The sequence below is a fragment of the Aeromicrobium sp. REDSEA-S38_B2 genome (genome assembly GCF_001628525.1).
GTDB lineage: Bacteria > Actinomycetota > Actinomycetes > Propionibacteriales > Nocardioidaceae > Aeromicrobium > Aeromicrobium erythreum.
Window position 1 is genome coordinate 43,942 of record NZ_LUNH01000089.1, and the last position, 25,577, is coordinate 69,518.

Sequence of the window (25,577 nt, forward strand, 5' to 3'; positions counted from 1 at the left end):
GGCCGTCTGGGGTGTGCACCTGTCGCGATGGGGGATCCTCCGGACCGGGGCTTCGTCGAGACGAGCGTGCCTGTCGACGCGGTTCTCATCGTGCCTAGAGGGATCGCCCACGGTGCGAGGGCCCGCGCCGCCGGATCGGTGCACTGATTAGACGTGCGGCAACTCGTCCGGGTGCGCTCGCACGCCGGAAGTGTGCGGGACTGACGGCGTGCAGTCGCTTGAAGGCTGCGCTGAAGGCGAACGCGTCGCCGTAGCCGACTCGGCGGCGTGCCGTACTGGAAGGTCTCTAGCGGAGCCAGTGGCACAGTAAGATTCCCACCAGTGACAAACCTCCATCCGCGTGTTCTCGCGATGTTCGTGAGGAGTGTCGCTCTGCTGGCAATGCCGGCAAGCGCTAGATCGCTTGGCTCGAGTCGCTGGGCCTGGGTGCTCCTCCATACGCCGATGAGCTCGCGCTCGAGAGCGGCGTGCTCTTGCTGCCGCAGTTCGAACGAGCCGGCTGGGTCGCGACTGACCGCTCGCCATGCTGCCGAAGCACTGGATGCTGTGCTCGGAGAGTGGAGCGGTTCGGTTCATGAGGACTTCTGGCACCTCGACTCCGTGCCTGACTCCCCGGAGTGGGCGCGTCTGCGGGACCTGGCTTTTCAGGCACTGATCAAGTTCTAGCCTCGGCCCGCCGTATTCGTGGTACCTGCGCACCCAGGAGAGCGAGTCTCCAGAGACTTGATGCCCCGCCTCGACCGGGAGGTCAGGGGAAACGAAGGCCAGTCTCGGATGCAGATCCATAGGGCGAGGAAGAGAGAAGCTCTGCGACCTGACTTCAATGTCTCGCTCGGTCTGACCGGAAAAAGTGTGGAATCGGCCAGCGGGCGCGAGTTGATGGGCTCACTGACGCAGAGGGCGAGATCTTGGCAGCGGGACTCCACGAGTTGTTTATGGATCACCTCTCCCACACAGGTCGGTTGGAGTAGGCCAACTGCTCCGGGCGAGCGCGCGTGCGGGATCTACAGCTAGATCTCCAACGGACGAGAGTGGACCGGTCCCTCTCCAGACGCAGCTATGGCCTTGGGGACTGCTGCACCGATGGGTGACAGGTGGGGTTAGGCCGCCAGGGCGACGGTCTGGTTCATGATGGTCTCCCACTCGATGGGGGTCAATCGGCCGAGGACGGCTTGTCTGCGTCGGCGGTGGTAGGTCCGTTCGATCCAGGTCACGATCGCGATCCGCAGCTCTTCGCGGGTGGTCCAGTGACGGGTGTTGAGGACGTTCTTCTGCAGTAAGGCGAAGAAGGACTCCATGGCGGCGTTGTCTCCTGCTGCGCCGACTCGTCCCATCGATCCGACCATGTCGTGGCGGGCGAGTGCGGCGATGAAGCGGCGGCTTCGGAATTGGCTGCCGCGGTCTGAGTGCACGATGCAGCCGGCTACGTCGCCGCGGCGGGCGACAGCGTTCTCCAAGGCTCGGACGGCGAGGTGGGAGGTCATGCGGTCGCTGATGGAGTAGCCCACGATCCGGTTGGACCAGTGGCCTTGATCGCGCAGAGGTAGACCTTTCCCTCATGGGTGGGGTGTTCGGTGGGGGCACCTCCCTGCACGGAGTGCTCGGGGGAATGTCGGTCAGCCAGATCTGGTTCGCCCTCCCGGCCTGGAAGACCCGGTTGAGCAGGTCGTCGTGGGCCGGCGGGCCGGGCTTCTTGCCGTTCCTGCCGCGCTTCTTTCCGAAGGAGGACCACCACTGGTTGTCTGAGCAGATCCGCCAAACGGTCCGCTCGGCCGGTCCGAACCCGGCCTCGCGGACCTCATCGACCATGAACCGATACCCGAACTGGGGGTCCTGGTCGTGAGCGTCGAAGACGGCGTTGGCCAGGTGGGCGTTGTCCCACTCTGAGGTCGTGACCGGGGCAGCGAGCCAGCGGTAGTACTGCTGGCGACACAGCCCGAGCACGCGGCAGCTGAGCGAGACTCCGATCCCGTCAGCCGCGAGCTCCCTCACGAGTGGGAAGAGCCTTTTCCCGGCAGATTCGCCTGAGACAGGTAGGCCGCCGCGCGGCGCAGGACCTCGTTCGCCCCCGCGAGCGGGAGGTGCCCCCACTGCTCGAGCAGGCGGATCCGCTTCTTCGCCTCGCGCAGTTCGGCGTTCTCTGCCGCGGTGGTTCCGGGCTTGAGGCCGTCCTCGACGTTCGCAGTCTTCATCCAGTTGGCCAGGCACGACTCGCTGATCCCGAAGTCAGCGGCGATGTCCTTCAACAGGACTCCTGGCTCGCGGCTCCTGGCGACCCGCACGACGTCCTCGCGGAAATCACGGGGATAGGGCTTGGGCATGGTGCACATCCTTCCAGCGGCACCTCACGGCACCACAGATCAGATGTCACCTATCGGTGCAGCAGTCCCTTGGTCTGTCGCGAGCAGCGCGGTGGCTGCATGAGGCGCACGTTGGCTCATCCATATCTTAGATGGCGCATCGTCACATTGTGGTCGGTCCCGGTGTGCCAGGCCGAGGTGGGGTGGCCATACCGACCAACACGACCGAGACCGACGGCATGCCGTTTCAGTCGGTGCCGGTGAAAAAGCCTTAAGCTATCGAAGTCTGCCCAGCATCGCTTCGAACCGGACAGAGACCGACGCGGATCCGCCTCCACGCTCGAACGGCCGATCGGGGGCTAGTGTCTCCAGTGCTTTCTCGATGCTCGATGTGGCTACGTGGGGTAGTGAACGCGCGGCTTAGACGGCGACCTGGTCTCAGTGCATGCGTCACAAGGGCGTTCATCGTTGTTCGAACGACTATTTCTGTCATTCTTCGTTTCCCGGCCTTCCGGCAGAGCCAGGATCAGCACATGACAACGCCACAAGACGATCTCCTCGACGGGGAGCTGATCGCGTCAATCGCGGACGGGACCTGCGTTCTGTTCCTGGGTGCGGGATTCACGAGCGCATTCAGCAGCGTCGGCGGCGAGAACGTGAAGACAGCCTCAGAACTCGGCGAGTCGATTGTGAAGTCGCTGATCGAACGACTCGACGGGAGCTCCCACGTCCCTGCGCGCGTCATCGCCGCGACCACGAGCCTGACCGAGGACGGCAGGCGGACCTATCAATTGCGACTCGCGTCCCAATTCTTCATCTCTGAACTCGTGCGGTACGGAAACATCGATCCTGAGGTGGCGCGAGAGGACCTGGTCGAGCTACTTGTCGAGGAGACCGGCCAGTCGTTCAGCCTGGAGACGGTCACGGCGGCGGCACCGCTGCTGTCCCTGCCATGGTCATCCATCTACACGACGAACTACGACTCGCTCGTCGAGTCCACGCTGGCGGCGATCGGCGTCCCGTATCAGGTCACGAGCAGGCCCAGCGACCTAGTTGAACGGGCTGGCGACCGTCTCGAGATCGTGAAGATTCACGGCAGCATCGACGAAGTACACCTAGATCGCGAGCTTCCCCTTGTCGTGACTTCCGACGACTACGCGAGTTTTGGATGGACACGCGGGCTTCTCCTGGACGAACTCAGAGTCAACCTCGCTCAACGCGACGTCCTCTTTCTTGGATACGGGCTGCAAGACGAGAACCTCGACACGGTCATCCGGGAGGTCTCGCGGGCGATATCCCATACGCCGCGTTCCTTGTACGTGCAGACGCGAGGGACGGCTGAAGAGCCGTGGTGGAACTACCTGCGACTCCGGAACTTCAAGGTGAGAAGGTCGCAAGACTTGGTCCGCCTCGCGGGCAGGCTCAACGAAGCACTCACCGACTTCAGGACCAGTCACGATGCCGGTTACGTCGACTACGCCGTCACCAGTCGCAACGGAAACGACGATAAGTACGACACGGCCGAACTGATGAGTATCAAGACTGCCGTGGCGCGCGAGACATGGCGATCGTCACGAACATTCGCTTCAACGGTTGACCTTTCCTCCTGCGGCAGTGACCCAGTAGCCGCCCTCTACTTCTTCATGAGGGCCAAGCGAGTCGAATCTACGGATCCCGGCGCGCAGCAGATGCTTGTCGCCCGCAAGACCGCGATACGCGAGTGGTTGAAGAGCCACACACTCCACGTAACTCCGACGCGACCGAACTGGCACCGTACCCTCGAATGTCTCGGACTCTCGGCACCGGAACTCGACGACGACCATGTGAGACGCGTAGTGGAGCTCGTGCGAAAGAACTCACAAGTGCACTCGGACTCGCTCTCCAAGTGGTTGACTCTCCAACTCGTCCGGGATCTCCAGATGAAAACCGACCCGGACGAACTGACAGCACTCAACGGATTCGTGATCGGTGAAGCACGTTCCTGGCGGGCAGAGCCGAACTCCCGAGCTGGGTCGCAATGCCGGCCCGTGGTCCCCCGCCTGGCGTGGATCCTTTGCCGAGTCGGGGGCTACGAGGACTTTCTTCGTCCGGCCGACCAACAGACCTGGGGAGATCTCTTGCTCTCCTGGGAACTCAGCAAAGTCAGCGGACGACCCGTGCGGCTCTCGGACGAACCCGAGCAGGTGAGACGTCTGTCAGACGGTGTAAGGGTAGACAGCCGATGGATTCGCAGACTTACCGGACCCTCCGCAGAATCCTGGAGTTCGCTCGCAACGGCCCCGCTCAGCCGCCGTGCATCTTTGCGAGCGGAACTGGATCGAGCGCGTTCGGCTGGACCCGCAGCGGTAGTGACTCTGCTCGAAGGAATCGACCTCGAGCTCCGAGGCAGCGACCGACATTCGGACGTCGTCGAACCCTTCTTCGCGTCCTTCGTCCTGCTGGAACATCTTTCAGCGCTTCTCAAAGACCCCAATTGCGACGACGCGACGCTGTCCACCGCGCACCGGCAGCTAATGAGTGCAGCCAACGATGCGATCGACGACCTCGAGGCCGACCCGGACGGCTCCAGTGTGCAGTCCAGCCGTGCGAGCCATTTCGCCACAGCTATGTGCCGGGATCTGCTGTACGGGACACGCACGTTGGAGCAACGACAGATGATGTCGGGTGTCGAAGCCGACCGCTTCGTCCATCTGACTAAACGACTTGCAAGGCTCAGTGGGTCCCATCAATGGATGGTCGAGAATCTTCTCAACGTGTCGGTCCACCTTTCCCGACTGCCCGAGTCGACTCCGCTCGTACAAGATGTCCTCGATGACATCCACGCTCAAGTGACTCGCGAACCGGTATGGGAGTCGCTCAGTCCCCTCCTTCGGTACTACGTGGCGAAATCGGAACAGGCGAAAGGATGGAACGTCCGTGGCTAAGCGAACTGTGGTGGCCGTCGATGCGCGCCGAGCAGGCGCGAGCGGCATCGGTCGATACACCCAGTGTCTGGTCGAGGCCTTCCGATTCTCCGAAGCACTCCGGCATCGCTTCGAGCTGGTCGAACTAGTAAACCCCTCGGCCCGCATGAGCCAGACCCAGTACCCTTGGGACGCGGCGCTTCTTTCCACGTGGGCGAGCAATGGTCTTTCGCAAGCACTGAAAGACGTCGGCGCCGGACTGTTCATCGCCCCGCAGTACTACGTGCCGCCGGTCGACGTGGTGCCACTGGTCAGAGTCCTCCACGACGCTCAGCCCTTCTGGGGTGACTTCCCGTCGCCATCCCGAGACGTCTTCGAGACTCTCTATGGCGCGGACGTCCTCCTGGGCCTCGCACGGGAACTAGGCGTCGAGTCGGCCTGGCTGGATAGAGACTCGCGTTCCGCTGTTGCGAACCTCATCCAGCGTATGTACGAGAAGGGATCCGAGAGCGCCGACGAGTTGATGACGGTATCCCACTTCAGCGCAACTGACCTCGTCAGATACCTTCCCCAGACCAAGGGACGGTGGCACGTTGCCTATCCGTTCGTCTCGTCTACCCTCGCGCCATCGAACGCACCGGTCCCGAGAGGCGACCCGATGATCATCGGGGTCAGCAAGATGGAGCCGCGCAAGAACCAGCTTGCACTGATCAATGCGGCGAATCGGCTTCGGTCCGAACATCCCCATCTCCGCCTGGTGCTGGTGGGTGGTGCGACAGCCAGTTTCCCCGCTTATGCAGACTCAGTCAGACAAGCCGCTAGACGAGCTGACTGGGTGACGTTGTTGGAAGACGCATCAGACGCGTTGCTGGCCGACCTCTACCGGTCGTGCGATCTCTTCGTGTCGGCATCCGTTTCCGAAGGCTTCGGGTTCCCCGGGTTGGAAGCCTTGGAGGCTGGGGCACGGGTCCTCGTCGGTTCCGAGACCTCGATGCGAGAGATCTACGGGTCCGCAGCCTCCTATTTCAACGAGTCAGGTCTCCGTGCCGAGGAAGGTTCACGTGCTTATCGCCGAGCGCTCGATCACCTGTACGGCGCGATGCGGCTGGCACTGAACCGCTCGATGCCGATCGATGGTGGCATATCCTCGCGAGTCCTCCCGACAGTGGAGACGTTCGGCGACGATCTGCTCGCTGTCATGGAGCGAGTTCTATGACCATCGTCTTCGTGCGGCACGCCGCCACGGACGCCAACGAAGTCGGACGAATGGCCGTCGGAGTGCCAGGACCACCGCTCTCAGCCGCCGGACGATCTGCCGCAACGGCGAAACGCGCCTACTGGCGGGCTCAACTGCCGCCGCACGAAGTATTCGTCAGCCCTGCTGCTCGGGCCATCCAGACCGCCGACATCCTTTTCCCGGAGTCTGAGAGCACGATCGTTTCTGGATTCGCGGAAGTCGACCCAGGGGACTGGGGCCGCGACGACTGTTCAGAAGGAACACATCAACACGCCAGCCTGCTCAGGGACTGGGAAGCCGGACGGAACTTGAATGCAGCACCTCCGAACGGCGAGTCCGGTGATGCCGTGCTTCGACGCCTAAGCGAAGCGGTAGCAACGCTGACTGCTTGCGAGGGGAAGCGGCGGATCATTCTCATCAGCCATTTTGCTGTGGCACGCATGCTGCTTGCGCACTTCCTGCCAGACTGTGAACCGCCGCGGCGAGGGTTCCCGGCGCTACTAGACGCGTTCAGGCTGGGGCGACTTGAGAATCCGACGGGTCTCGAGCCGCAGTAAGGTTGCGCAGGGACCCAGAGCTCGACCATGGACAGTCGATGCCTCGGGAACGGAAAGTCGTCCGGAGCATCGAGGCGGCGGCAGGACCAACTTCACGAATCGTGGGGGCCTTGGGAAAGCCGCCTCGCTCGCCGAGGGCGCGCCGCTGACGGCACGCTCGGTAGCGATGATCTGCCGTCAGCTTTCGTGGCAGGTGCCCGACTCCGTCGAGGGTGACGACGCGGACGTCGGGGACGGTGCGGGCGAAGCGCTCGACGTCACGGGCGGTGGAGAGGGGGTCCTGGGCGCCGCGGATGATCAGCGTCGGTGCGGACACGTGCTCGAGGCCGGCTGAGGGATCGCTCGTGAACGCCGACAGCAGCGTCGGCAGCGATCCGCGGGCGCCCAGCTCGCGCATCACGTCGCGGGCGACGTCGGGCGACAGGGTCCTCGGGGTGGGCGACGTAGCCGCGCATGAGGACGCGCCGCACGAACGCCGACTCCGCGACGACATCGGCCGCCGCCGACGGCAGCGGGAGCCCGATGGTCGCGAGCTGCTTGACGAGGGTGGTCACCGCGCGCGGCTCGCTGGTCAGGGTGCGCAGCGGGTGCCGGGGGAGGTCCGTCAGGGCGAGCACCGGACCCCCGGTGAGCACGAGGCGCCGGACCCGCCGCGGGTGGTCGACGGCGAGTCGCGTGCCGACGATCGACCCCATCGAGTGGCCCACGACGTCGACGGCGCCCAGCCCCAGCTGGTCCGCCAGCTCGTCGACCGCGGCGGCCATGGCGTCGAACGTCAGCCCGGCGGGCGGCATGGCCGAGCGCCCGAAGCCGGGAAGGTCGACGGCGAGCACGCGTGCCCGCTCGGACAAGGCCGGGATGACCGGCGTGAACCAGCGCCAGCTGGCCGCGATGCCGTGCAGCAGCACGACGACGCGCTCGGCGTCCGGGTCGCCGACGTCGACCAGCCGCAGGTCCGCGCCGCCCACCTGCACCGTGCGCTCGCTGCTCTCCCACTCGACCTCGCGACCCATCGCCCGGCCCCTTCCCTCAGACGCCGCGGCGCGCGGCCTCGCGACGCGCGAACTGCTCGTACGACGTCGGCGCCCGGTCGAGCAGGGTCGGCAGGTGCGAGAGGTCGCCGGCCGGCAGGCCGTGCTCGTCGTAGTGGCTCATCATCGTCCGGTACGTGTCGACGGCGTCCCTGCTCCAGGTGTTGATCCCCCGGACGTTCCGCGCACCGTCGAGCGCCTTGAGCAGACGCACCACCGACGTCGCCCGCGGCGAGGGGAGGGCCGCGACCAGCTGCGGGAGGACGTGCACCGACCGCAGCGGGTTCGTGATCGACGCCGGCGGGATCCGCACTGCCGTGACGCGATGCCCAACGACCTCCGACCAGGCGGTCGCCATCTCCTCGCGCGTCAGCTCTTGCGCCGACAGGTCGTACGTCTGCCCGACGTGACCTGACGGGTCGCGCAGCACCCGCACGGCCGCCTCGGCCACGTCCTCGACGTCGACCACGCCCATGACGCTCTGCGTGCTCACCGGGTAGGGCATGGATCCGACGCGGATGAAGTCCCACAGCTCGAGGTAGTTCTGCATGTAGTGCGACGGCCGCAGCACGGTGACCGGGATCCCGGACTCCTTCAACCGCTGCTCGGCGACGTCCTTCTGGTGATGGTGCGGGAGGACGTGCAGGTCGGGGTGGACCACCGAGTGGAACACGAGGTGCCGCAGGTCGCCGCTCGTCGCCGCGTCGATGAAGGCGTCGAGCAGCGGCTGCTCGTCGATGATCTGCGTCGGGGCCGCGTGGTACGCGCGACCAGCGCCGCGCAGCGCGTCAGTCAGGGCGGACGCGTCGCGCAGGTCGCCGACGACGACCTCGGCGGCGCCTGCCCGCCGCGCGACGCCCGCCTGTTGATCGTTCTTGACGAAGGCGCGGACGTGCTCGCCCGCGGCGGAGAGGCGCTCGACGAGCGGTCGACCGACCCCGCCCGCAGCGCTCGTCACGACGATCAGGTCCGACATGGGCGTCCACCCTTCACCTCTGGCGGCCTCGGCCGCGGGCTCCTTGATGCGAACTATGCACGACGCAAACGTCATTCGCAAAACTCACGGATCTGCTCTACCGTCTCGTCGTATGACCTGGACACCTCCGCCGGACGTGACCGGCACACGCGTCGTGCTGACCGGTGCCACCGGCGGCCTCGGCTTCCACGTGGCACGTTCGCTGGCGGACCGTGGGGCCGAGGTCTACATGACCGTGCGCGACCTCCGCCGCGGCGCCGGGCTCGTCGAGCGGCTGACCGAAGAAGCCCCGCAGGCGCGTATGCAGCTGCTCGAGGCGGACCTCGCCGACCTGGGGTCGCTGGAGCGCGCGGCGCGAGAGCTCCGGGAGCGGACGCCGTCGGTCGACGTCCTCGTCAACAACGCCGGCATCATGCTCGCGCCCGACGTCCGCACCGTCGACGGCCTCCCGCTGCAGATGGGGACGAACCACCTCGGCCACTTCGCCTGGACCGCGCACCTGTGGACCCACCTGGCGCCCGCCGGCCGCGTCGTCACGGTGAGCTCGGTCGCCGCCGCCAGCGCGCGACGCCTCGACCTCGACGCGTGGGCTGCGTCGTCGACGCGACGCCGTGACCGGCGGTGGCGCGCCTACGCGGAGTCCAAGCTCGCGAACCTGCTGTTCACGCGGGAGCTGGCCCGACGACTCTCGGCAGGCGCGAGCGCGCGGACGGCCGTGGCGGCGCATCCCGGCCTGGCCGCGACCGAGATCACGCAGACCGGCATGGCGATGGGCCACCCGGTGCTCGGGTGGCTCCTGACCCGCGCGATCCGACCCGGTCTGCAGAGCGCGCACGCCGGCGCCCAGCCGATCCTGCGAGCCGCCCTCGACCCCACGCTCTCGTCGGGCGACTGCGTCGGACCCTCGTGGCCGGGCCACACCCGGGGCCGCCCCGTCCTCGTGCGCATGCCGTCCCGCGCGCACGACGAGGAGCTCGCCGCGCGCCTCTGGTCGGCCTCCGAGCAGGCGGTGGGTCTCGCGTTCCCCGTCTGACGGCCGGCGGTCAGTGTCGTCGTCGTCCCTATGCTGAGCCCGTGAGCCGACCGTCCCGCTTCGACGTCGCGCGACGTCGCGCCGCGGTCGCCCGCGCCTTCGACGAGGGGGTGGGCCCCGAGCAGGTCGCGACCGAGCTCGACGTCCACCCCGCCACGATCTACCGGTGGGCGGGAGAGCTCACCGGGAGCCGCGCCGAGCAGCGTTCCGACGGGCACGAGGACGTGTCGAGCCGGCTGGTGCGCAGCGCCCAGCAGCTCCTGCGCGAGCACGAGTACGCGGCCGTCACCATGAAGATGCTGGCGGGCGGCGCCGGGGTCTCCGTGCGGTCCGCCTACCAGCGCTTCGACACCAAGCAGGACGTCTTCGGTGCCGCCGTCGACGCGGCCGCGACCGAGATCATCGAGCGGATCGCGCAGGAGACGCCTCGCCACCTCAGCCCGGAGCCCCTGGAGCAGCTGGAGGAGCTCCTGGTGGTCGCGGCGCGATGCGTCTACGCCGTCCAGGGCGCCCACGTGCTGTTCTGCGACGTCGGCCTCCCGCGCGAGGTCGTCGACACCGGCCGCTGGCACCAGCTGTTCGTCGACGTGGTCGCGCGGCTCCTGCACGAGGCGCAGCGGCTCGGCCAGCTCGGCCCGGACGACGACCCCGACCACCTCGCCGTCGGGATCGTCGCCGGGGTCCGCGGCGTGCACGCCGCCGTCCTCGGTGGATCGACCGACGCGACCACCGGCCAACGACTCGTCCGCGTCCTCGCTCAGGTCGGCTCGACGTCGCCCCGCGTGGTCGGCGGCTGAGAGTCCCGGCGCTCAGTCGTCGAGCGCGTCCAGCTCGTCGAGCGCCTCGCGGGCTCGGGCGAGGCGGGCGGCGGGCTCGTCGTCCCACCAGCGGGGTCCGCGCTCCCCGAGACCATGCTTCGCCAGGCCGACGCGGTGCCGGGCGGCCGCCACCGCGTCGTCGTCGCCCGCCTTCTTCGCCACGCGCACGCCGGAACGGCCGCGACCCAGGTGCGACGTCAGCCGCTCGACGACGTCGTCGGGCAGGGAGGGGTCGGTCCGGCGCCAGCGTCGGCCCTTGACGACGAAGTAGTGCTCGTCCTCGGCAGGGCCGTCCGAGGGGCCCGCGTCGCTCAGGGTCAGGCCTTGACGGCCACGACGGGCGCGTCGGCCTCGAGGAGGATGCGCTGCGAGGTGCTGCCAAGCACCAGCTTGCCCACCGGCGAGCGGCGTCGCTGGCCGATGACCACGAGCGACACGTCGTCGCCCTTCGCGTGGTCGAGGATCGAGTCGGCGGCACCGCCGGCGCCGCGGAAGTGCACGACGTCGCCCTCGACGCCGGCCTCCGCCAGCCGCGCCTGCAGCGCGTCGATCTGCTGCTCCTCCGAGATCGCCTCGGCCGTGTCGGCGCCCGGCGTCGCGACCACCGTGAGCCGCGCGGAGTCGCGCTGGGCCTGGGCGAGCGCCCACGCGAGCGCGGCCTCACCCTCGGGGGTCGGGACGTATCCGGCGACGATCGTGGTCATGCTTCCTCCTGGTCGGTCCCTCCCACCGTAGCCCTCAGCGGCGGCCACGCGCGGCGAGCGCGTCGACGCTCCAGCGGCCGGGTCCGACGAGCGCGAGCAGGAACGCCACGGCCGCGAGGACGAGCACGAACTCCGACCCGCCGTCGGAGACCAGGAACGCGTCGCGGTGGGCGTACCAGGCCGCGCCGAGCATGCCGAGCCCGAGCAGCGGGGCGACGACCGTCGTCAGCGCGCCGAGCACCAGCAGGGCGCCACCGACCACCTCGAGCGTGGCCAGCGCGACCGCGGCCACGTCGGCCAGCGGCACGCCCATCGCGGCAAAGCCGTCCTGCGTCCCGCCGATGCCGCCGGACCACTTCTGCCAGCCGTGGACGACGAACGTGACGCCGACGACCGCCCGCCCGATGAGGAGGCCGAGGTCCTGCGCGGTGGCGTGTCGGCGGTGGTCGAGTGTGCGAGCGATGGTGGACATGGGAACCCCCGAGGTACGTGGACGGTACGTGTGAGGGACGAACGACTGCTGGGTCGAGTTCCGCGCGGGTCGTGTGAGGCGAGTCGCGCGAGGTCGTGAAGCGGTCCGCGCGACCGGCCGCGAGGCCTACGATCCTCGGGTGGCGACCTACCTCTCCTTCCTGGCGTTCGCAGCGCTCCTCGCCGTCGCGCCGGGCCCCGACACCTTCCTGACCCTGCGCGCCAGCGTGGTCGGCGGACGACGTCGGGGCCTGTTCACCGCGGCCGGCATCTCGACGGCCGGTGCGCTGCAGGGCCTGCTGGCCGCCATGGGTCTCGGCGCGGTGCTCGCCGCGTCGGAGCCGGTGTTCCAGACCATCCGCTGGGCCGGCGTCGTCTACCTGACGTGGCTGGGCGTCGGGGCCCTGCGCGCGGCGCTGCGTCGCGACGGGTCGGCCTGGACCGTCGGCTCCGGTCGCGCCCAGGTGCGCCGCCGGACTGCCTTCCGGCAGGGCTTCGTCTGCAACGTGACGAACCCGAAGGTGCTCGCGTTCAACCTGGCCGTGCTGCCGCAGTTCGTCGGCCACGACCAGGGGGTCGCGGTGCTCGCGGCCTACGCGTTGACGCTCGTGGTCGTCGGCGCGGTCGTGCTGCTCGCGGTCGTCGTGGCCGCCTCGGGCGCGGCGTCGCGCATCGCCCGCCCTGGCTTCCGCCGCGGCGTGGACGGCGGCACGGGCGTGGTCATGCTCGGCTTCGCGACCGCCCTCGCCGCCGAGGGTTGAGATCCCCGACGGTCCTCGCGAGCGACGTTCAGTCGGGCGGCGACGTCTTGAAACGAGCGGACACCTCGTCCGAGAGCCCCGCGTCGACGCGCGTGCGCATCTCCGCGGTCATCTCGGGCAGCGCATCGCGCGGGAACCAGCGAGCCTCCGTGTTCTCGCCGTCTGCCGGGTAGGGCTCGCCCGAGACCCAAGCCAGTCGAAACGTCAGGTCGACGAACCGGGTTCGGTCACCGTTGGGGTAGACGACCTCGCCGCTGACGTCGACCGAGGCGAGTCGGATCGGATCGGCGACCACGCCAGTCTCCTCGAGGGTCTCGCGCACGGCTGCCGCAGCAGGTTGCTCGCCGGGATCGATGATGCCGGTCACCGGCGTCCACGCACCGGTGTCGGATCTGCGCACCATCAGTACGAGATCGTCCTTGCACACGACGGCGATGGCGCCCGGCAGCCAGAGCGGGTCCGTGCCGATCTTGGCGCGCAGGGCGAGGACGAAGTCCGGGGTGGCCATGCCCCGAGCCTAGACGCCGCGGAATGGTCCACCGGTCGCGTCCGTTGACACCTCCATGCGTGCCATGACCTATGCCCAGTACGGCGACGACGACGTCCTCGAGCTCACCGACCAGCCGACCCCCAAGGTCGGGCCGGGCGAGATCCTCGTGGAGGTGCGCGCCGCCTCGGTCAACCCGGTCGACTGGAAGCTGATGAGTGGCGGCCTCGACGCGATGATGGACGTCCGCTTCCCGGTGGTCCCGGGCTGGGACGTCGCCGGCGTCGTCTCCGCCGTCGGCATCGACACCCCCGAGTTCGCGGTGGGTGACGAGGTCGTCGCCTACAACCGCCAGGACTACGTGCACCGCGGGACCTTCGCCGAGCTGACGACGGTGCCGGTGCGAGCCGCCGCCCGCAAGCCACGCGACCTGTCCTGGGAGGAGGCGGCGTCGCTGCCGCTCGCCGGACTCACGGCGTTCCAGGCGCTCGAGCGGCTCGAGGTCGGCCCCGAGGACACCGTGCTCGTCCACGGCGCCGGCGGCGGCGTCGGCTCCTTCGCCGTCCAGCTCGCCGCCCGCGCCTTCCGGGCCCGCGTGATCGGCTCGGCGTCCGCGTCGCAGCACGACCGCATCCGCGACCTCGGCGGCGAGCCCGTCGAGTACGGCGACGGTCTCGCCGACGCGGTCCGCGAGCTCGCGCCCGACGGTGTCTCGGTGGTGCTCGACCCGTGCGCGTGGAGGTCGACGACGTCTACGACCTCGAGGACCTCGCCGACGCGTTCGCGCGCAGCCGCGAGGGCCACGTCCACGGCAAGCTCGCCATCCGCGTCAGCGAGGACTGAGCCGCACAGCGATGTCGACGCCCTCCCACCCCGCGGGTGGGAGGGCGTCGTGCGTCCGCGTGGTCGTGCGCGACTCTTCACCACATGAATACATGATGTGTATAGTTGCGCCATGGCTCTCGCCCACGTGCTGCTCGGCATCCTCGCCGACGGACCCGCGCACGGCTACGACGTGAAGCGCGCCCACGACGCCCGCTTCCCGGCAGCCAAGCCGCTCGCCTACGGGCAGGTCTACGCCTCGCTCGGCAAGCTGTCGGACGACGGCGCGGTCGAGGTGGTGGAGACTGCGGACCCCTCCGGCGGTCCCGAGCGCACCACGTACGCCCTGACGGACGAAGGTCGCTACCGCCTGCAGGCGTGGCTCGACGACGTCGAACCTCCCGCCCCTGCGGCCGCGGACGACGTCGTCCGCAAGACGATCACCGCCCTCCATGCCGGAGGTGACGCCGTCGCCTACCTCCGCCGACAGCGCGAGGCCCACCTGGAGGCCATGCGCCGACTCGTGCGAGAGCGCGACGCCGCCACCGACGTCGCCGCACGCGTCAGCGTCGACCACGCCGTCGCCCACCTCGACGCCGACCTGCAGTGGCTCCAGGCCGCCGCCGACCGCTTCGCGCGAGCCTCCCTCGAACCCCGACGCCCCTCCAGTGCAGGAGCCACCCGATGACCACGACCCCGCCCGCCGTCGTCGCACGCGCCCACGAGGTGCACCAGTCCTACGGCCGCTCCCTCGCCCTCGCAGGCGCCTCCGTCCAGGTGGTGGAGGGCGAACGGGTGGCGGTCACCGGGCGGTCCGGGTCCGGCAAGTCGACGCTGCTGCTCGCCCTGGCGGGTGTCCTCAGGCCGCAGTCGGGGACGGTCGAGGTCGTCGGGCACGACCTCGACACCCTCGACGACGCGCAGCGCACGCGGCTGCGGCGGCGAGAGATCGGTCTGGTGCTCCAGTTCGGGCAGCTCGTCCCCGAGCTCACGGCCCTGCAGAACGTGGCCTTCCCGCTGCTGCTCGAGAAGTCGGCGCGAGACGCGGCCGAGGCCGCCGCCCACCACTGGCTGGATCGGCTCGGGGTCGGGGACCTCGCCGGTCAGCGACCGGGCGAGCTCTCCGGCGGCGAGCAGCAACGGGTCGCGATCGCCCGCGCGCTCGTCACGTCGCCGCGCCTCGTGCTCGCCGACGAGCCGACCGGCGCGCTCGACACCGTCACCGCCGAGGAGGTGCTCGACGTCATGCGCACCGCTACGGCGGAGTCCGGTGCGGCCCTCGTCGTGGTTACCCACGACAACCGCGTCGCCGCAGCCCTCGACCGCGAGGTCGTGCTGCGCGACGGTCGTGTCGTCAGCGAGGAGGCGGCGCGATGAGGAGCGTCGTCCCCGCGCTCCTGCGCGCCGGGGCAGGGTCGCGCGCTCTCGTCGTGGTCGCCGCGACCGCGGTCGCGACCGCCGTGCTCATGGCGGCCGCGTCGATCGCCATGCTCTGGTTCGAGCGCATTCCCTCGGACCTGGTCATCGACGCCCGCGGCTACGGCACCGACCTCGAGTCCGTCAACTGGATCGTCGCCGACCCAGGTACGCGTGGCGGCGTGCTGTTCGGCGCGATCGTGCTCGTGCTGCCCCCGCTGCTGCTGCTCGACCAGGCGGTGCGGCTGGGCGCCGCCTCCAGGCAGCGACGTGACGCGGCCCTCCGGCTCGCCGGGGCCACGCGGCGGGACGTGCGAGCCCTCGCGGCCCTCGAGGTGGCGCTGCCTGCGCTCGTCGGAGGAGTGCTCGGCATCCCCACGTTCCTGCTGCTCCGGTCCCTGCTCGCGGGTCCGGGCTTCCTCGCCCCGACGTCCTTCCCACCCCTGTGGGTCGTCCCGCTCGTCCTCGTCGGCGTCGCCCTGGTCGGCGCCGGTGTCGGCGCGCGAGCGGGCAAGGACGACCCGCTGGGCACCGCCCGCCGTGTCGACCTCCGGTCGGGCTTGTCGTGGCGGGGTCCGGCCGCGCTCGGCGTCGGCGCCGTCCTCCTGGTGACGCAGCTGGGGGCCGGCTACGGCAGCGACGTCTACCTCTTGCTCACCTTCGTCGCCTTGGGCCTCATCGTCCTCGGCCTGGTCGGCTCCGCGCCCTGGGTCGCCTACGGCGTCGCCCGTCGTGTCGTCCGTCGTGCGAGGACGGCACCCGACCTGCTGGCGGCACAGCGGGTGCTCGTGGCCCCCGGGGCCGCCGGCAGGGCGGCGGCAGGCGTCGGCGCGATCGGCCTCGCGCTCGGCACTACGGCCGTCTTCTCCGGCGACGTCATGGCGATGGGCCAGTGGGAGGCTGACGGAACCTACGACATCGGCGCGGTCGCGACCGCCGTGGCGGCCCTCGTCGCGCTGGCGGTGCTCGCGGGCTCCCTCGCCGTGCACGCCGTCGAGTCCATCTGGGAGTCGCGGCGGGAGATCGCGTTCCTCGCGGCCACGGGCACGACCCAGGTCGACCTCGACCGGGCGCTCCTGCGTCAGGTGCGGCTCGTCGCCGTCCCGCTCGGCGTGACCGGCGCGACGATCGGCGCGCTCGGCTACTCCGGCCTCCTGCTCGTCGGGGAGTCGCTCGGCGGGACCCGGCTCGTGGCGGTCGTCGTCGGGATCCTCGGCACCTGGGCGTGCGTCAGCCTCGCGGCCTGGGCGGCCGCCCGACTCGTCAGGCCTGTGGCGGTCGATGCGGCCCGCCCACTGCACCTGCGGACGGAGTAGGCCGTGGACCGGTTCACGTCGGCGAACCGACGCCGCGCCGCGCACGGCCGACGCCGACGGCGCGTGCAGCAGGTCGTGGCCACCGCGCTGCTCGGGTCGGCGTTCACCCGTCCTGACGTGGTCCGCCGTCGGGACGACGCCTGACCGTCGCCGGGGTGCGGCCGTCGGTGCGGATGGCTACCGTCGGTCCCATGCCCAGTCGCGCACCCTCGAAGCAGCCCAGCACCTCGGCCAAGCTCCTCTACCGGCCCGTGGGGATCGTCAGCTCGATCCTCGGCGGGCTGCTGTCGAGCCTGATCTTCAAGCAGATCTGGAAGCGCGTCAGCCCGAGCAGCGACCAGCGCTCCGACGCGCCCGGTCCGCTGGAGAGCGAGTACCCGATCAAGGAGATCCTCGTCGCGGCGGCGCTGCAGGGCGCGATCTACGCCGTCGTCAAGGCGGTCATCAACCGCCAGGGCGCCCGCACGTTCGAGAAGGTCACCGGCGAGTGGCCCGGTTCCTGACGCACCTCGCGGACGACGAAAGTCCCACGATCGACGAAGGCGCTGCCACCCCGGTCGGGTGACAGCGCCTTCGTCGTCGTTCGGGATCGCGAGCCTCAGCCCGCGAAGACCTCCACGAGCTTCGCGTTGAACGCCGGGATGTCGTCGGGGTTGCGGGAGGTGACGAGGTCCCAGCCGTTCGCCGGGCAGTGGAACACCTCGGCGTCCTGCCAGGTGCCACCGGCGTTCTTGACGTCCGTCGCCAGCGACGGGAACGACGTGAGCGTCTTGCCCGGGAGCACGCCGGCCTCGACCAGCGTCCACGGGGCGTGGCAGATCGCGGCCACCGGCTTGCCGGCGTCGACGAACGCCTTCACCAGGGCGACCGACGTCTCGTCGGAGCGCACCTTGTCGGCGTTCACGGTGCCGCCGGGCAGCACCAGGGCGTCGTAGTCGGACGCCGAGGCGTCGGCCACGGCGACCGTCGCCTCGAACGTGGCGTCCTTGTCGGTGTCGTTCACCATCGACTGGACGGTGCCGGCCTCGGGCGCGACGTGCACGGGTGTGCCGCCGGCCTCGACGACCGCCTTCCACGGCTCCTCGAGCTCGGGCTTCTCCACCCCGATCTCGGCGGTGAGGAAGGCGATCGTCTTGCCGGACAGGGATGCATCGGACACGGGGAGTCCTCTCGGTGGGGGTCAGGCAGCGCGGTGAGGGTGCGGGCTGCGGCTGAGGATGTCGCGCCGCTCGGCCTCGCTGAGCCCTCCCCACACACCGTACGGTTCCTGCACCGAAAGCGCGTGTTCACGGCACTGCTCGATCACCGGGCAGCGCAGGCAGAGCGCCTTCGCGGCCTGTTCTCGGCGGGCCTTCGGCGCTCCGCGCTCGGCCTCCGGCGAGAAGAAGCTCTCCGGATCGACCTCACGGCAGAGACCGTCGTACTGCCAGTCGTACGTCTCCTGCAGCGGCATCGGCAGGCGTCTGATGTTGACCATTTCGTGCCCCCTCTCGGTCGCGTCGGAGTCTCCGGCGACCTTGATGGGCTCCGGGACGGAGAGGCTCCGACCAGAAACACAACTTGCTCACAATCTATGCACCTTGAAGCAGAATGGCAAGATCCTGGATCCTCCGTAACATGAGCAACCTACCCAGGAAGGCTGGGAGGTGGCGTAGGTGAAGGAAACACCAGGACGTCCCGAGGAACCCCGTCAGCCCGCGGGACAGTGGAGCGACGTCGCCGACGCCGGCACTGACCTGACGTGGGGCGTGGGAGCGGTCTCCTCGCGACTCGGTGTCGCTGCGTCGACCCTGCGCACCTGGGAGCGTCGCTACGGCATCGGTCCGAGCCACCGCACGCACGGCGGGCACCGCCGCTACACCGAGCGCGACATCACCCGCGTCGAGCTGGTCCGCCGCATGGTCTCGCGCGGGGTCTCCGCGCAGGACGCCGCCCGCGTCGCCCGGCACCTCGACCGCGACGATCTCGCGTCGGCGTTGCGGGGCGAGACCGGCCACACGGCTCCGGTCGAGACCGACGACGTCCTCGACTCCCTGCTCGCCGCGGCCACCGCCAGCGACGAGACGCGGTTGCAGCAGCTCGTCACCGGCGTGCTGGAGTCCTCGTCCGTGCTCGAGGCGTGGCGCGACGTGCTGTCTCCCACCCTGAGCCGCCTCACGCAGGAGGCCTCCCGCGGGAACCTCGAGCGCGACGCGCTGTCCCTGACGCTGCGGGCGGTGCTCGACGCGCTGCTCGAGGTGCGTGGGCCCAGCGCCCCGCCCGCCCAGGGTGGGCTCAAGCCGCAGGTGCTGCTCGCGACGTTCACGGAGGAGTCGCAGGCGCTCCCGTTCGTCGCCTGGGCGGCCGCGCTCGCGCAGGCCGACGTCGTGCTGCGCGTCATCGGTCCCGACATCGGCCCGCGGGAGGTGCTCGACCTCGCCTGGAGGCTGTCACCGTCGGTCGTCGTGCTCTGGAACGCTCCGGGCGACTCGGCGGGGATCGTGCGTCACCACGTCGAGAACGGTGGACGCGCCGCCTTCATCCGGGCCACTCCCGGCTGGCCCGACGAGCTGCGGATCCGCTACGGCACCGAGGCCCCCGAGGTCGCCGCCGACGTCGGCACCGCCGTGCGCAAGGTCCTCGACCGCGTGCGCTGACCGCGACCTCGTCGGGGCGAGGTCTAGCCTTGATCCATGACCACGTCTGCCGTCCTCACCCGCATCGACGGACCCGTCGCGTACGTCAGCCTCAACCGGCCCGAGAAGCTCAACGGCGTCGACTTCGACGTCCTGCAGGGTCTGCTCGACGCTGCCGCCGAGGTGCGCCGTCACCGCGACGTCCGGGCCGTCGTGCTGCAGGGCGAGGGCGACTCGTTCTGCGCCGGACTCGACTTCGCGTCGGTGCAGCCGCAGCGGGCGAAGGTCGCCCGGTTCTTCCTCACCCTGCCCTGGCGGGCGACGAACGGGTTCCAGCAGGCGCTGTGGGCCTGGCGCGAGCTGTCGGTGCCCGTGATCGCCGTGACGCACGGCCACGTGTTCGGTGCGGGCATCCAGCTCGCGCTCGCCGCCGACTTCCGCTTCACGACGCCCGACGCGCAGTGGTCGCTGCTGGAGGCCAAGTGGGGCCTCGTGCCCGACATGAGCGGCACCGTGCCCCTCGTCGAGCTGGTCGGAGCCGACGTCGCCAAGCGGCTCGCGATCACCGGCGAGACCGTCTCCGGTGCCGAGGCCGCGGAGATCGGCCTGGCGTCCGGCGTCGCCGACGACCCGCTGAAGCCGGCGCTGGAGCTGGTCGACGCGATCGTCGCCCGGTCACCCGACTCCGTCGCCGCCAGCAAGAAGCTGCTCAACCAGGTGCGCCTCGGCGGCCTGCGTTCCGCGTTCCGCCGCGAGCGCCTCTACCAGCTCGCCATGTTCCGCTCCCCGAACACCGCGATCGCCCGCAAGGCGGGCCTGAAGCGCGAGCAGCCGGAGTTCGGCCCCCGCACGTTTGGCTGAACCTGAAGGCGCCCAGCGCCTGAACGGTGAAGCCAGGTCGAGTGGTGCACCGGCGGAGCCGGTCCCGCTGTATCGAGACCTCGGCAGTGTCCAGACCCAGGCACGCCCGGTCTGGTGACGCTGAGCCGTTGCCGGGTGGTCTCGATACGTCAGGACTTCGCAAGCTCGTCCTGACTACTCGACCAGCGGAACCTTCCGCTGGTCGAGTGCCTCCACGAGCGCCAGCGAGGGGAGGTGCTGGAGCCGTCGCACCAAGGGCGTAGCCGCGACGGAGCGAGACCACTCCGAGCGGTCGCTGGGGGTCGGTTTGCGCTGGGCCGTTGCCGGGTGGTCTCGATACGTCCGAGCCTCGCAAGCTCGCTCGGACTACTCGACCAGCGGAACCTACCGTTGGTCGAGGAGCGCGGAGCCGGGAGGGACGAGCGTGCTTCGGGCGTATCGAGACCACTCCGGGCTTTCCCGGGGGAGGGGCGCACCGCGCAGGCTGGGGGCGGGGTGCGTTGTTAGGCTGGCGCGCGTGACGGACGAGAAGCGCAAGAAGGTTGCCGACCAGTACGACCGCGGCTACGACTACACGGCCTACTGGGACAACCGCGACTACGAGCACGCTGCCGAGGAGGCGGCGATCCGTCGTCTGCTGGACGGCCGTCACTTCGGCCGGGCGGCCGACGTCGGTGGCGGCTTCGGCCGGCTCTGCCTGCTGCTGCGCGAGTACGCCGACCACGTCACGCTCGCCGAGCCGAGCCGCACTCAGCTCGAGGCGGCCGAGCGTGTGCTCGCCGGCACCGACATCGCGCAGGTGCAGATGCAGGCCGACGACCTGCAGTTCGACGACGCGTCGCTCGACCTGCTGACGATGGTGCGCGTCATGCACCACATCCCCGAGCCGACCACCGAGTTCTCCGAGATCGCGCGGGTGCTGAAGCCCGGCGCCACCGCCCTCATCGAGGTCGCGAACTACGGCCACTTCAAGAACCGTCGACGGTTCAAGAAGGAGGGCAAGGCCCTGCCGAAGGAGCCCGTCAGCATCCGCACGGCCACGGCCGAGGAGCCCGACGCGATCGCGTTCGTCAACCACAACGTCGACACCGTCGTCGAGCAGCTCGCATCCGCAGGGCTGCACCTCGAGCGCAAGCTGTCGGTCTCGAACCTGCGCAGCGAGAAGCTGAAGAAGGCGCTCCCGACCGGTCTGCTCGTCTCGGTCGAGAAGGCCCTGCAGGAGCGGCTCGCGTCGCGCGACTTCGGTCCGAGCATCTTCCTCGAGCTGCGCCGCCGCTGACCGCCGACCACTACCTGGTGCCTGCGGGCTCGGCCGACGTCGAGCTCGAGGTCAGCCGTTCGCGGTTCGTCGCGCACGTCGCCCCGGTCGACGACGAGGATGCGGCTCGTGCGGTGGTCGCCGCTGTGCGTGCACGTCACCCGACCGCCGGCCACCACTGCACGGCCTTCGTCGTCGGCCCGGACGCCCGGCTGCGCCGCTCGAACGACGACGGCGAGCCGTCCGGCTCCGCGGGCCGGCCGATGCTGGAGGTGCTGACGGGGCGCGGCGTCAGCGACGTCGTCGCCGTCGTGTCGCGGTGGTTCGGCGGGACGCTGCTCGGCGTCGGCGGCCTGGTGCGGGCCTACGGCGACGCGACCATGCTCGCCCTCGACGCCGCGGGCACGCGGGTGCGTCGACGTCGGTTCCTCGTCGACGTGACCGTCCCGGTGGACCTCGTCGGCGTGGTCGAGAACCGGCTCCGCGCCGGGTGGGACGTCGTCGACGTCGTCTACGGGACGCGCGTGGTGCTGACGCTCGCCGTCGAGCCGGACCGCGACGGCGAGGTGAGCGCGACCGTCGCCTCGTTGACGTCGGGACGCGGCGACGTCTCGACGGTCGGCGAGACCTGGCGGTAGGTCAGCAAGAACGGTCGGGCGCGGCCCGGGTCGTGGCGTCCAGACTGGTCGCATGCCCGCTCCTGCACCGGACCGCCTCGTCGCCCTGCTCGACGCGGTGCTGGCCGACGAGCGTCCCCGGCTGGCGGACATGGCCGCAGGCGCGCACCTGTCAGCCTTCCACCTCTCGCGCCAGCTGAGCGCGGCCACCGGCGAGCCGCCCGTCGCACTGCGCCGCCGGGTGCTGCTGGAGCGGGCGGCCTGGCAGCTGCAGCGCGGCGCCCGCGTCACCGACGTGGCCCTCGCCGCGGGCTACGACTCAGTCGACGGCTTCGCCCGCGCCTTCGGCCGCGCGTTCGGACACCCGCCGTCGCAGCTGCCGCCCGCCGTGGAGCGAGGGCACTGGCTCCCGGCACCGAACGGCATCCACTTCCACGGCCCGTCGGTGCTCTACGTCGCCGCGGGGGAGGCGCGGGAGCACCCCGCCGGCGACGTCCTGGAGATGCTCGTCCGGCACGACATCGACGACGTCCGGGCGCTGCTGCGGGCGTCGCGGCTGCTCGGGCCGCAGGCGCTGGACGCCGTGCGGATGCCGGGCCACCGCGTCACCGACTGGCACGGGCCCGAGGAGACCCTGCGCGCCGTGCTCACCCACCTCGCCCTCGGCGTCGAGCCGTGGCTGGCCGTCCTGGAGGGCGGGGCGGCGCCGTCCGACCCCGGCGTCGCCAGCGTCGCGGACCTCGTCGGCCGGCACGACGAGCTGTCCCCGCGTTGGCTCGCCTGGGTCCGCGACGTACAGCGACGCTCCGCCTGGGGCGACGCCGTGGTCGACGCGCTGTGCGAACCCCCGGAGTCGTTCCGCCTCGGTCAGGTGGCGTCGCACGTCCTGACGTTCTCCACGCAGCGTCGGCACGCGGCCCGGTGGATGCTCGCGCAGGCCGGCGTCACCGACCTGCCCGACCCCGACCCGATCCTCTGGCACCGCCGTGCCGGGCACGACGACCCGAGAGGCCTCCACCGATGACCGAACGTCCCCGCGTCCGCTACGTCACCGCCACCACGCTCGACGGCTTCCTCGCCGACGAGCAAGACTCGCTGGACTGGCTGCTGGAGCAGGACCACGACCCCGAGGGTCCCGGCGGGCACGAGCACATGGACGGTGCCGGCGCCCTCGTGATGGGGGCGACGACCTACCGCTGGGTCGTCGAGCACCTCGCGCGCTCGGGCGAGCGCTGGCCGTACCCGCAGCCGACCTTCGTCGTCACCCACCGGACGCCCGACCGCGCCTCGACGAGCGTGCGGCTCGTCCAGGGCACGCCGACCGACTGGTGGCCGCAGGTCGTCGCAGCGGCCGACGGTCGGGACGTGTGGGTCGTCGGGGGAGGTGCGCTCGCCGCCGACCTGGCCGGGGAGGGAGTGCTCGATGAGCTGATCGTCTCGATCGCGCCCGTCACGCTGGGGTCAGGGAAGCCGCTGCTTCCGGCGCGCTTCGACCTGCGCCTGCGCGACGTCGACCGCAACCGGGCCTTCGTCGTCGCGCACTACGACGTCCTGGGTCGCCGCGCCGGCTGAGCGCGAGGCTCAGCGGCGCTTCTGCCAGGCGGCGCGGGCGGCGACGGCGGAGTCGGGGTAGTCGGCGAACACGCCGTCGACGCCGGCGTCGAAGTAGCGGAACAGCTCGGTCCGCACGTCGCCCGGGGCGTTCGGGTCGGTGCCGAGGCGCAGGTCGGTGGGCAGGAACTGGTTCTCGTTGCGGATCGTGTAGACCACGACCTTGAGCCCGGCGCGGTGCGCGTCGGCCACGAGCGACGTCGGCGTCGTGTGCGCGCCCTTCGCGTCGCGGGGGATGACCTGGCTCTTGTCGGGGCCGATCCAGCGGGCGTAGCGGGCGACGGAGCGCAGACCCTGCGGCGTCGTCAGGTCGGCGTAGGTCGTGTCGTCACCGCGCGACACCAGGTCGTACGGCGCGCCCGACGCCGACGTCAGCTGCACGAGCGGCACGCGGGTCCAGCGGGCGAGCTCCTTGAGGTTGGAGGTCTCGAAGGACTGGACGACGATCGGTGCGTTGCGTCGGTCCCAGCCGGCCTTGCGGATCGCGCGCACGAGCGGACGGTTCAGGTCGAGCCCGATGGAGCGGAAGTAGGTGGGGTGCTTGGTCTCGGGGGCGACCGCGATGGTGCGGCGGCCGCGGCTCTCGCGCTTCGCGAGCTCGACCACCTCCTCGAAGGTGGGGATCTCGAAGCGCCCGTCGTACACGGTGTTGCCCGGCCGCACCTGCGGGAGACGCTCGACCGCACGCAGCGTCTTGAGCTCGGCCAGCGTGAAGTCCTCGGTGAACCAGCCGGTCACGTCGACGCCGTCGATCACCTTGGTCGTGCGCCGGTCGGCGAACTCCGGGTGCGAGGCGACGTCGGTGGTGCCGCTGATCTCGTTCTCGTGACGGGCGACCAGGACGCCGTCCTTGGTGCTGACGAGGTCGGGCTCGATGACGTCGGCGCCCTGGCGGATGGCGAGCTCGTACGCGGCGAGCGTGTGCTCGGGTCGGTGGCCCGACGCACCGCGGTGGGCGAAGACGGTGACGGTGCGGGTCGGCTTCTTGCCGTGCTGGACGACGGGCTTGTCGTGCGTGGGCGCGACCGGGGTGGCGACCGCGACGCTGGGGGTGGCGATCGCGCCGGCGGCGGCGAGACTGACAGCGAGCAGCTTCATGACACCAGGGCAGCCGCCGCGGGTGAACATCGGGCGACATCGCGTCGCCGATCACATGACGGTCAGAGGGCGCCGAGGCGCTGCAGCACGTCGCGCACGTGCTGGAGGGCGTTCTTCTCCGCCAGCCCGGTGGTGTCGTCGAAGTAGAGGCCGTCGCCGATGAGCTGGATGGTGCGGGCCAGGGACTCGTCGCCGAGGTGCTCGCGGAGCACGACGAACCACCCCTCGCGCAGGTCGGCCAGCGCGTCCGAGGCGCGGGTGTCGTTCTCCTGCGCGATGCGACCCGCGGCGATGAGGGCACGGTCGAAGTCGGAGCCGGAGTCGACGGACGTCTCGAGGTAGTAGCCCACGGGCCCCTCGGGCGCCTCGCTCATTGCCTCGGCGTCGCGTGCGCCCTGCTCGCGCAGCCGGGTGAGCATGCCGTCGACGAGCTCGTCCTTGCTGTGGAAGTGGTACAGCAGACCGCCCTTGGAGACCTCGGCCTGCGCGGCGACGGCGTCGAGCGTGGCCGCGCGGCTGCCCTGGGTGACGAGGAGCGTCTCGAACGCGTCGAGCACACGGTCGCGGGTGGAGCGCTCGGCCGGCGGCATGGCGTGAGCCTACCCGGCGGGGTGCGACACGGATCACCGACGCGGACGGGTACGTGGGTTAGGAACTGTACCGGCTGGACGGTATAGTGTAGGTC

Annotated in this window: 28 protein-coding genes and 1 pseudogene; 18 read left to right on the forward strand and 11 right to left on the reverse strand. The window is 70.2% G+C overall.

The annotated features are described in order from the left end of the window. Nucleotides 1–1,100: 1,100 nt before the first annotated feature. Nucleotides 1,101–2,321, reverse strand: a pseudogene (locus A6Q81_RS15015) (IS3 family transposase). Between the two features lie 512 nt (nucleotides 2,322–2,833). On the opposite strand from A6Q81_RS15015, the gene A6Q81_RS15020 reads away from it, so the two are divergent. The 3 genes from A6Q81_RS15020 to A6Q81_RS17315 are packed head-to-tail and all read left to right on the forward strand — an operon-like array spanning nucleotide 2,834 to nucleotide 6,997. Then, nucleotides 2,834–5,224 (forward strand): SIR2 family NAD-dependent protein deacylase, encoded by a 2,391-nt coding sequence (locus A6Q81_RS15020; protein WP_286690956.1) that lies wholly within the window; start codon nucleotides 2,834–2,836, stop codon nucleotides 5,222–5,224. Beyond that, nucleotides 5,217–6,419 (forward strand): glycosyltransferase, encoded by a 1,203-nt coding sequence (locus A6Q81_RS15025; protein ID WP_144433834.1) that lies wholly within the window; start codon nucleotides 5,217–5,219, stop codon nucleotides 6,417–6,419. The genes A6Q81_RS15020 and A6Q81_RS15025 overlap by 8 nt, the downstream gene beginning before the upstream one ends. After that, nucleotides 6,416–6,997 carry a histidine phosphatase family protein gene (locus tag A6Q81_RS17315; RefSeq protein WP_083516520.1) on the forward strand — a complete coding sequence of 194 codons (582 nt, stop codon included), beginning with the start codon at nucleotides 6,416–6,418 and terminating at the stop codon, nucleotides 6,995–6,997. Before A6Q81_RS15025 ends, A6Q81_RS17315 begins: the two co-directional genes overlap by 4 nt. Before the next feature lie 257 nt (nucleotides 6,998–7,254). Here the strand turns inward: A6Q81_RS17315 and A6Q81_RS15030 are convergent, their stop codons facing one another. Beyond that, nucleotides 7,255–8,010 (reverse strand): alpha/beta fold hydrolase, encoded by a 756-nt coding sequence (locus A6Q81_RS15030; RefSeq protein ID WP_286690957.1) that lies wholly within the window; start codon nucleotides 8,008–8,010, stop codon nucleotides 7,255–7,257. Between the two features lie 16 nt (nucleotides 8,011–8,026). After that, complete coding sequence (locus A6Q81_RS15035) at nucleotides 8,027–9,004, reverse strand: SDR family oxidoreductase (protein ID WP_202967688.1); 978 nt, start codon at nucleotides 9,002–9,004, stop codon at nucleotides 8,027–8,029. Nucleotides 9,005–9,116: 112 nt separating this feature from the next. Here A6Q81_RS15035 and A6Q81_RS15040 point away from each other — a divergent pair, with 112 nt between their 5' ends. Together A6Q81_RS15040 and A6Q81_RS15045 are read left to right on the forward strand one after the other, a co-directional pair. Continuing rightward, a complete protein-coding gene (locus A6Q81_RS15040; protein ID WP_286690958.1) occupies nucleotides 9,117–10,037 on the forward strand; it encodes an oxidoreductase in 921 nt (306 codons plus the stop codon). Between the two features lie 41 nt (nucleotides 10,038–10,078). Beyond that, nucleotides 10,079–10,834 carry a TetR/AcrR family transcriptional regulator gene (locus A6Q81_RS15045; protein ID WP_067860850.1) on the forward strand — a complete coding sequence of 252 codons (756 nt, stop codon included), beginning with the start codon at nucleotides 10,079–10,081 and terminating at the stop codon, nucleotides 10,832–10,834. 12 nt (nucleotides 10,835–10,846) lie between these two features. Here A6Q81_RS15045 and A6Q81_RS15050 read toward each other — a convergent pair whose 3' ends face one another. From A6Q81_RS15050 to A6Q81_RS15060, 3 genes are all read right to left on the reverse strand, one after another. Then, on the reverse strand, nucleotides 10,847–11,017 hold the full coding sequence (locus A6Q81_RS15050) for a hypothetical protein (RefSeq protein WP_202967686.1): 171 nt from the start codon (nucleotides 11,015–11,017) through the stop codon (nucleotides 10,847–10,849). A 155-nt stretch (nucleotides 11,018–11,172) separates the two neighbouring features. Further along, the gene (locus tag A6Q81_RS15055) at nucleotides 11,173–11,559 is read right to left on the reverse strand and encodes a universal stress protein (protein ID WP_067860848.1); all 387 of its coding nucleotides are present in this window, start codon (nucleotides 11,557–11,559) and stop codon (nucleotides 11,173–11,175) included. 34 nt (nucleotides 11,560–11,593) lie between these two features. Continuing rightward, entirely contained in the window at nucleotides 11,594–12,031 is a 438-nt protein-coding gene (locus A6Q81_RS15060) for a DoxX family protein (RefSeq protein ID WP_286690959.1), read from the reverse strand. Nucleotides 12,032–12,170: 139 nt separating this feature from the next. On the opposite strand from A6Q81_RS15060, the gene A6Q81_RS15065 reads away from it, so the two are divergent. Further along, nucleotides 12,171–12,791: a LysE family translocator gene (locus A6Q81_RS15065; protein WP_067860844.1), complete on the forward strand. Its 621-nt coding sequence runs from the start codon at nucleotides 12,171–12,173 to the stop codon at nucleotides 12,789–12,791. A gap of 28 nt (nucleotides 12,792–12,819) precedes the next feature. Here A6Q81_RS15065 and A6Q81_RS15070 read toward each other — a convergent pair whose 3' ends face one another. After that, nucleotides 12,820–13,299, reverse strand: coding sequence for an NUDIX hydrolase (locus A6Q81_RS15070; protein WP_067860843.1), 480 nt, complete (start codon nucleotides 13,297–13,299; stop codon nucleotides 12,820–12,822). Between the two features lie 64 nt (nucleotides 13,300–13,363). On the opposite strand from A6Q81_RS15070, the gene A6Q81_RS15075 reads away from it, so the two are divergent. Genes A6Q81_RS15075 through A6Q81_RS15100 form a run of 6 tightly spaced genes read left to right on the forward strand, consistent with a single transcriptional unit; the run spans nucleotide 13,364 to nucleotide 17,335 of the window. After that, complete coding sequence (locus A6Q81_RS15075; RefSeq protein ID WP_286690960.1) at nucleotides 13,364–14,209, forward strand: NADP-dependent oxidoreductase; 846 nt, start codon at nucleotides 13,364–13,366, stop codon at nucleotides 14,207–14,209. A 24-nt stretch (nucleotides 14,210–14,233) separates the two neighbouring features. Further along, a complete protein-coding gene (locus tag A6Q81_RS15080; protein WP_286690961.1) occupies nucleotides 14,234–14,788 on the forward strand; it encodes a PadR family transcriptional regulator in 555 nt (184 codons plus the stop codon). Beyond that, nucleotides 14,785–15,477 (forward strand): ABC transporter ATP-binding protein, encoded by a 693-nt coding sequence (locus A6Q81_RS15085; protein WP_286690962.1) that lies wholly within the window; start codon nucleotides 14,785–14,787, stop codon nucleotides 15,475–15,477. The genes A6Q81_RS15080 and A6Q81_RS15085 overlap by 4 nt, the downstream gene beginning before the upstream one ends. Then, nucleotides 15,474–16,832 carry an FtsX-like permease family protein gene (locus A6Q81_RS15090; RefSeq protein ID WP_286690963.1) on the forward strand — a complete coding sequence of 453 codons (1,359 nt, stop codon included), beginning with the start codon at nucleotides 15,474–15,476 and terminating at the stop codon, nucleotides 16,830–16,832. The genes A6Q81_RS15085 and A6Q81_RS15090 overlap by 4 nt, the downstream gene beginning before the upstream one ends. A gap of 3 nt (nucleotides 16,833–16,835) precedes the next feature. After that, nucleotides 16,836–16,976 carry a hypothetical protein gene (locus tag A6Q81_RS15095; protein ID WP_158509224.1) on the forward strand — a complete coding sequence of 47 codons (141 nt, stop codon included), beginning with the start codon at nucleotides 16,836–16,838 and terminating at the stop codon, nucleotides 16,974–16,976. 47 nt (nucleotides 16,977–17,023) lie between these two features. Continuing rightward, nucleotides 17,024–17,335, forward strand: a complete 312-nt coding sequence (locus A6Q81_RS15100; protein WP_067861961.1) for a DUF4235 domain-containing protein — start codon at nucleotides 17,024–17,026, stop codon at nucleotides 17,333–17,335. 95 nt (nucleotides 17,336–17,430) lie between these two features. On the opposite strand, the gene A6Q81_RS15105 is transcribed toward A6Q81_RS15100, so the two are convergent. Then, on the reverse strand, nucleotides 17,431–17,991 hold the full coding sequence (locus A6Q81_RS15105; RefSeq protein ID WP_286690964.1) for a type 1 glutamine amidotransferase domain-containing protein: 561 nt from the start codon (nucleotides 17,989–17,991) through the stop codon (nucleotides 17,431–17,433). Between the two features lie 21 nt (nucleotides 17,992–18,012). Beyond that, nucleotides 18,013–18,285 carry a WhiB family transcriptional regulator gene (locus A6Q81_RS15110; protein ID WP_470207141.1) on the reverse strand — a complete coding sequence of 91 codons (273 nt, stop codon included), beginning with the start codon at nucleotides 18,283–18,285 and terminating at the stop codon, nucleotides 18,013–18,015. Between the two features lie 202 nt (nucleotides 18,286–18,487). Between A6Q81_RS15110 and A6Q81_RS15115 the strand changes: the two genes are divergently transcribed. The 6 genes from A6Q81_RS15115 to A6Q81_RS15140 all read left to right on the forward strand — a co-directional run bounded on the left by A6Q81_RS15115 (nucleotide 18,488) and on the right by A6Q81_RS15140 (nucleotide 23,755). Continuing rightward, entirely contained in the window at nucleotides 18,488–19,468 is a 981-nt protein-coding gene (locus A6Q81_RS15115) for a MerR family transcriptional regulator (RefSeq protein WP_286690965.1), read from the forward strand. A 36-nt stretch (nucleotides 19,469–19,504) separates the two neighbouring features. Next, a complete protein-coding gene (locus A6Q81_RS15120; protein ID WP_286690966.1) occupies nucleotides 19,505–20,308 on the forward strand; it encodes a crotonase/enoyl-CoA hydratase family protein in 804 nt (267 codons plus the stop codon). Nucleotides 20,309–20,825: 517 nt separating this feature from the next. After that, nucleotides 20,826–21,587, forward strand: a complete 762-nt coding sequence (locus A6Q81_RS15125) for a class I SAM-dependent methyltransferase (protein ID WP_067860826.1) — start codon at nucleotides 20,826–20,828, stop codon at nucleotides 21,585–21,587. A 17-nt stretch (nucleotides 21,588–21,604) separates the two neighbouring features. Next, the gene (locus tag A6Q81_RS15130) at nucleotides 21,605–22,204 is read left to right on the forward strand and encodes an IMPACT family protein (protein ID WP_286690967.1); all 600 of its coding nucleotides are present in this window, start codon (nucleotides 21,605–21,607) and stop codon (nucleotides 22,202–22,204) included. A 52-nt stretch (nucleotides 22,205–22,256) separates the two neighbouring features. Beyond that, nucleotides 22,257–23,207, forward strand: a complete 951-nt coding sequence (locus A6Q81_RS15135) for a helix-turn-helix transcriptional regulator (protein ID WP_286690968.1) — start codon at nucleotides 22,257–22,259, stop codon at nucleotides 23,205–23,207. Further along, the gene (locus A6Q81_RS15140) at nucleotides 23,204–23,755 is read left to right on the forward strand and encodes a dihydrofolate reductase family protein (RefSeq protein ID WP_286690969.1); all 552 of its coding nucleotides are present in this window, start codon (nucleotides 23,204–23,206) and stop codon (nucleotides 23,753–23,755) included. The genes A6Q81_RS15135 and A6Q81_RS15140 overlap by 4 nt, the downstream gene beginning before the upstream one ends. 9 nt (nucleotides 23,756–23,764) lie before the next feature. Here A6Q81_RS15140 and A6Q81_RS15145 read toward each other — a convergent pair whose 3' ends face one another. Then, nucleotides 23,765–24,892 carry a glycerophosphodiester phosphodiesterase gene (locus A6Q81_RS15145; protein ID WP_286690970.1) on the reverse strand — a complete coding sequence of 376 codons (1,128 nt, stop codon included), beginning with the start codon at nucleotides 24,890–24,892 and terminating at the stop codon, nucleotides 23,765–23,767. Nucleotides 24,893–24,954: 62 nt separating this feature from the next. Then, nucleotides 24,955–25,482: a TetR/AcrR family transcriptional regulator gene (locus A6Q81_RS15150; protein WP_067860816.1), complete on the reverse strand. Its 528-nt coding sequence runs from the start codon at nucleotides 25,480–25,482 to the stop codon at nucleotides 24,955–24,957. Nucleotides 25,483–25,577: the final 95 nt, after the last annotated feature.

Bases quoted from the DNA above. Each gene is read 5' to 3' on its own strand.
- A6Q81_RS15020 (WP_286690956.1), top strand. From the start codon at position 2,834: ATGACAACGCCACAAGACGATCTCCTCGACGGGGAGCTGATCGCGTCA.
- A6Q81_RS17315 (WP_083516520.1), top strand. From the start codon at position 6,416: ATGACCATCGTCTTCGTGCGGCACGCCGCCACGGACGCCAACGAAGTC.
- A6Q81_RS15030 (WP_286690957.1), bottom strand. From the start codon at position 8,010: ATGGGTCGCGAGGTCGAGTGGGAGAGCAGCGAGCGCACGGTGCAGGTG.
- A6Q81_RS15035 (WP_202967688.1), bottom strand. From the start codon at position 9,004: ATGTCGGACCTGATCGTCGTGACGAGCGCTGCGGGCGGGGTCGGTCGA.
- A6Q81_RS15040 (WP_286690958.1), top strand. From the start codon at position 9,117: ATGACCTGGACACCTCCGCCGGACGTGACCGGCACACGCGTCGTGCTG.
- A6Q81_RS15055 (WP_067860848.1), bottom strand. From the start codon at position 11,559: ATGACCACGATCGTCGCCGGATACGTCCCGACCCCCGAGGGTGAGGCC.
- A6Q81_RS15060 (WP_286690959.1), bottom strand. From the start codon at position 12,031: ATGTCCACCATCGCTCGCACACTCGACCACCGCCGACACGCCACCGCG.
- A6Q81_RS15070 (WP_067860843.1), bottom strand. From the start codon at position 13,299: ATGGCCACCCCGGACTTCGTCCTCGCCCTGCGCGCCAAGATCGGCACG.
- A6Q81_RS15075 (WP_286690960.1), top strand. From the start codon at position 13,364: ATGACCTATGCCCAGTACGGCGACGACGACGTCCTCGAGCTCACCGAC.
- A6Q81_RS15080 (WP_286690961.1), top strand. From the start codon at position 14,234: ATGGCTCTCGCCCACGTGCTGCTCGGCATCCTCGCCGACGGACCCGCG.
- A6Q81_RS15085 (WP_286690962.1), top strand. From the start codon at position 14,785: ATGACCACGACCCCGCCCGCCGTCGTCGCACGCGCCCACGAGGTGCAC.
- A6Q81_RS15090 (WP_286690963.1), top strand. From the start codon at position 15,474: ATGAGGAGCGTCGTCCCCGCGCTCCTGCGCGCCGGGGCAGGGTCGCGC.
- A6Q81_RS15100 (WP_067861961.1), top strand. From the start codon at position 17,024: ATGCCCAGTCGCGCACCCTCGAAGCAGCCCAGCACCTCGGCCAAGCTC.
- A6Q81_RS15110 (WP_470207141.1), bottom strand. From the start codon at position 18,285: ATGCCGCTGCAGGAGACGTACGACTGGCAGTACGACGGTCTCTGCCGT.
- A6Q81_RS15120 (WP_286690966.1), top strand. From the start codon at position 19,505: ATGACCACGTCTGCCGTCCTCACCCGCATCGACGGACCCGTCGCGTAC.
- A6Q81_RS15135 (WP_286690968.1), top strand. From the start codon at position 22,257: ATGCCCGCTCCTGCACCGGACCGCCTCGTCGCCCTGCTCGACGCGGTG.
- A6Q81_RS15140 (WP_286690969.1), top strand. From the start codon at position 23,204: ATGACCGAACGTCCCCGCGTCCGCTACGTCACCGCCACCACGCTCGAC.
- A6Q81_RS15145 (WP_286690970.1), bottom strand. From the start codon at position 24,892: ATGAAGCTGCTCGCTGTCAGTCTCGCCGCCGCCGGCGCGATCGCCACC.
- A6Q81_RS15150 (WP_067860816.1), bottom strand. From the start codon at position 25,482: ATGCCGCCGGCCGAGCGCTCCACCCGCGACCGTGTGCTCGACGCGTTC.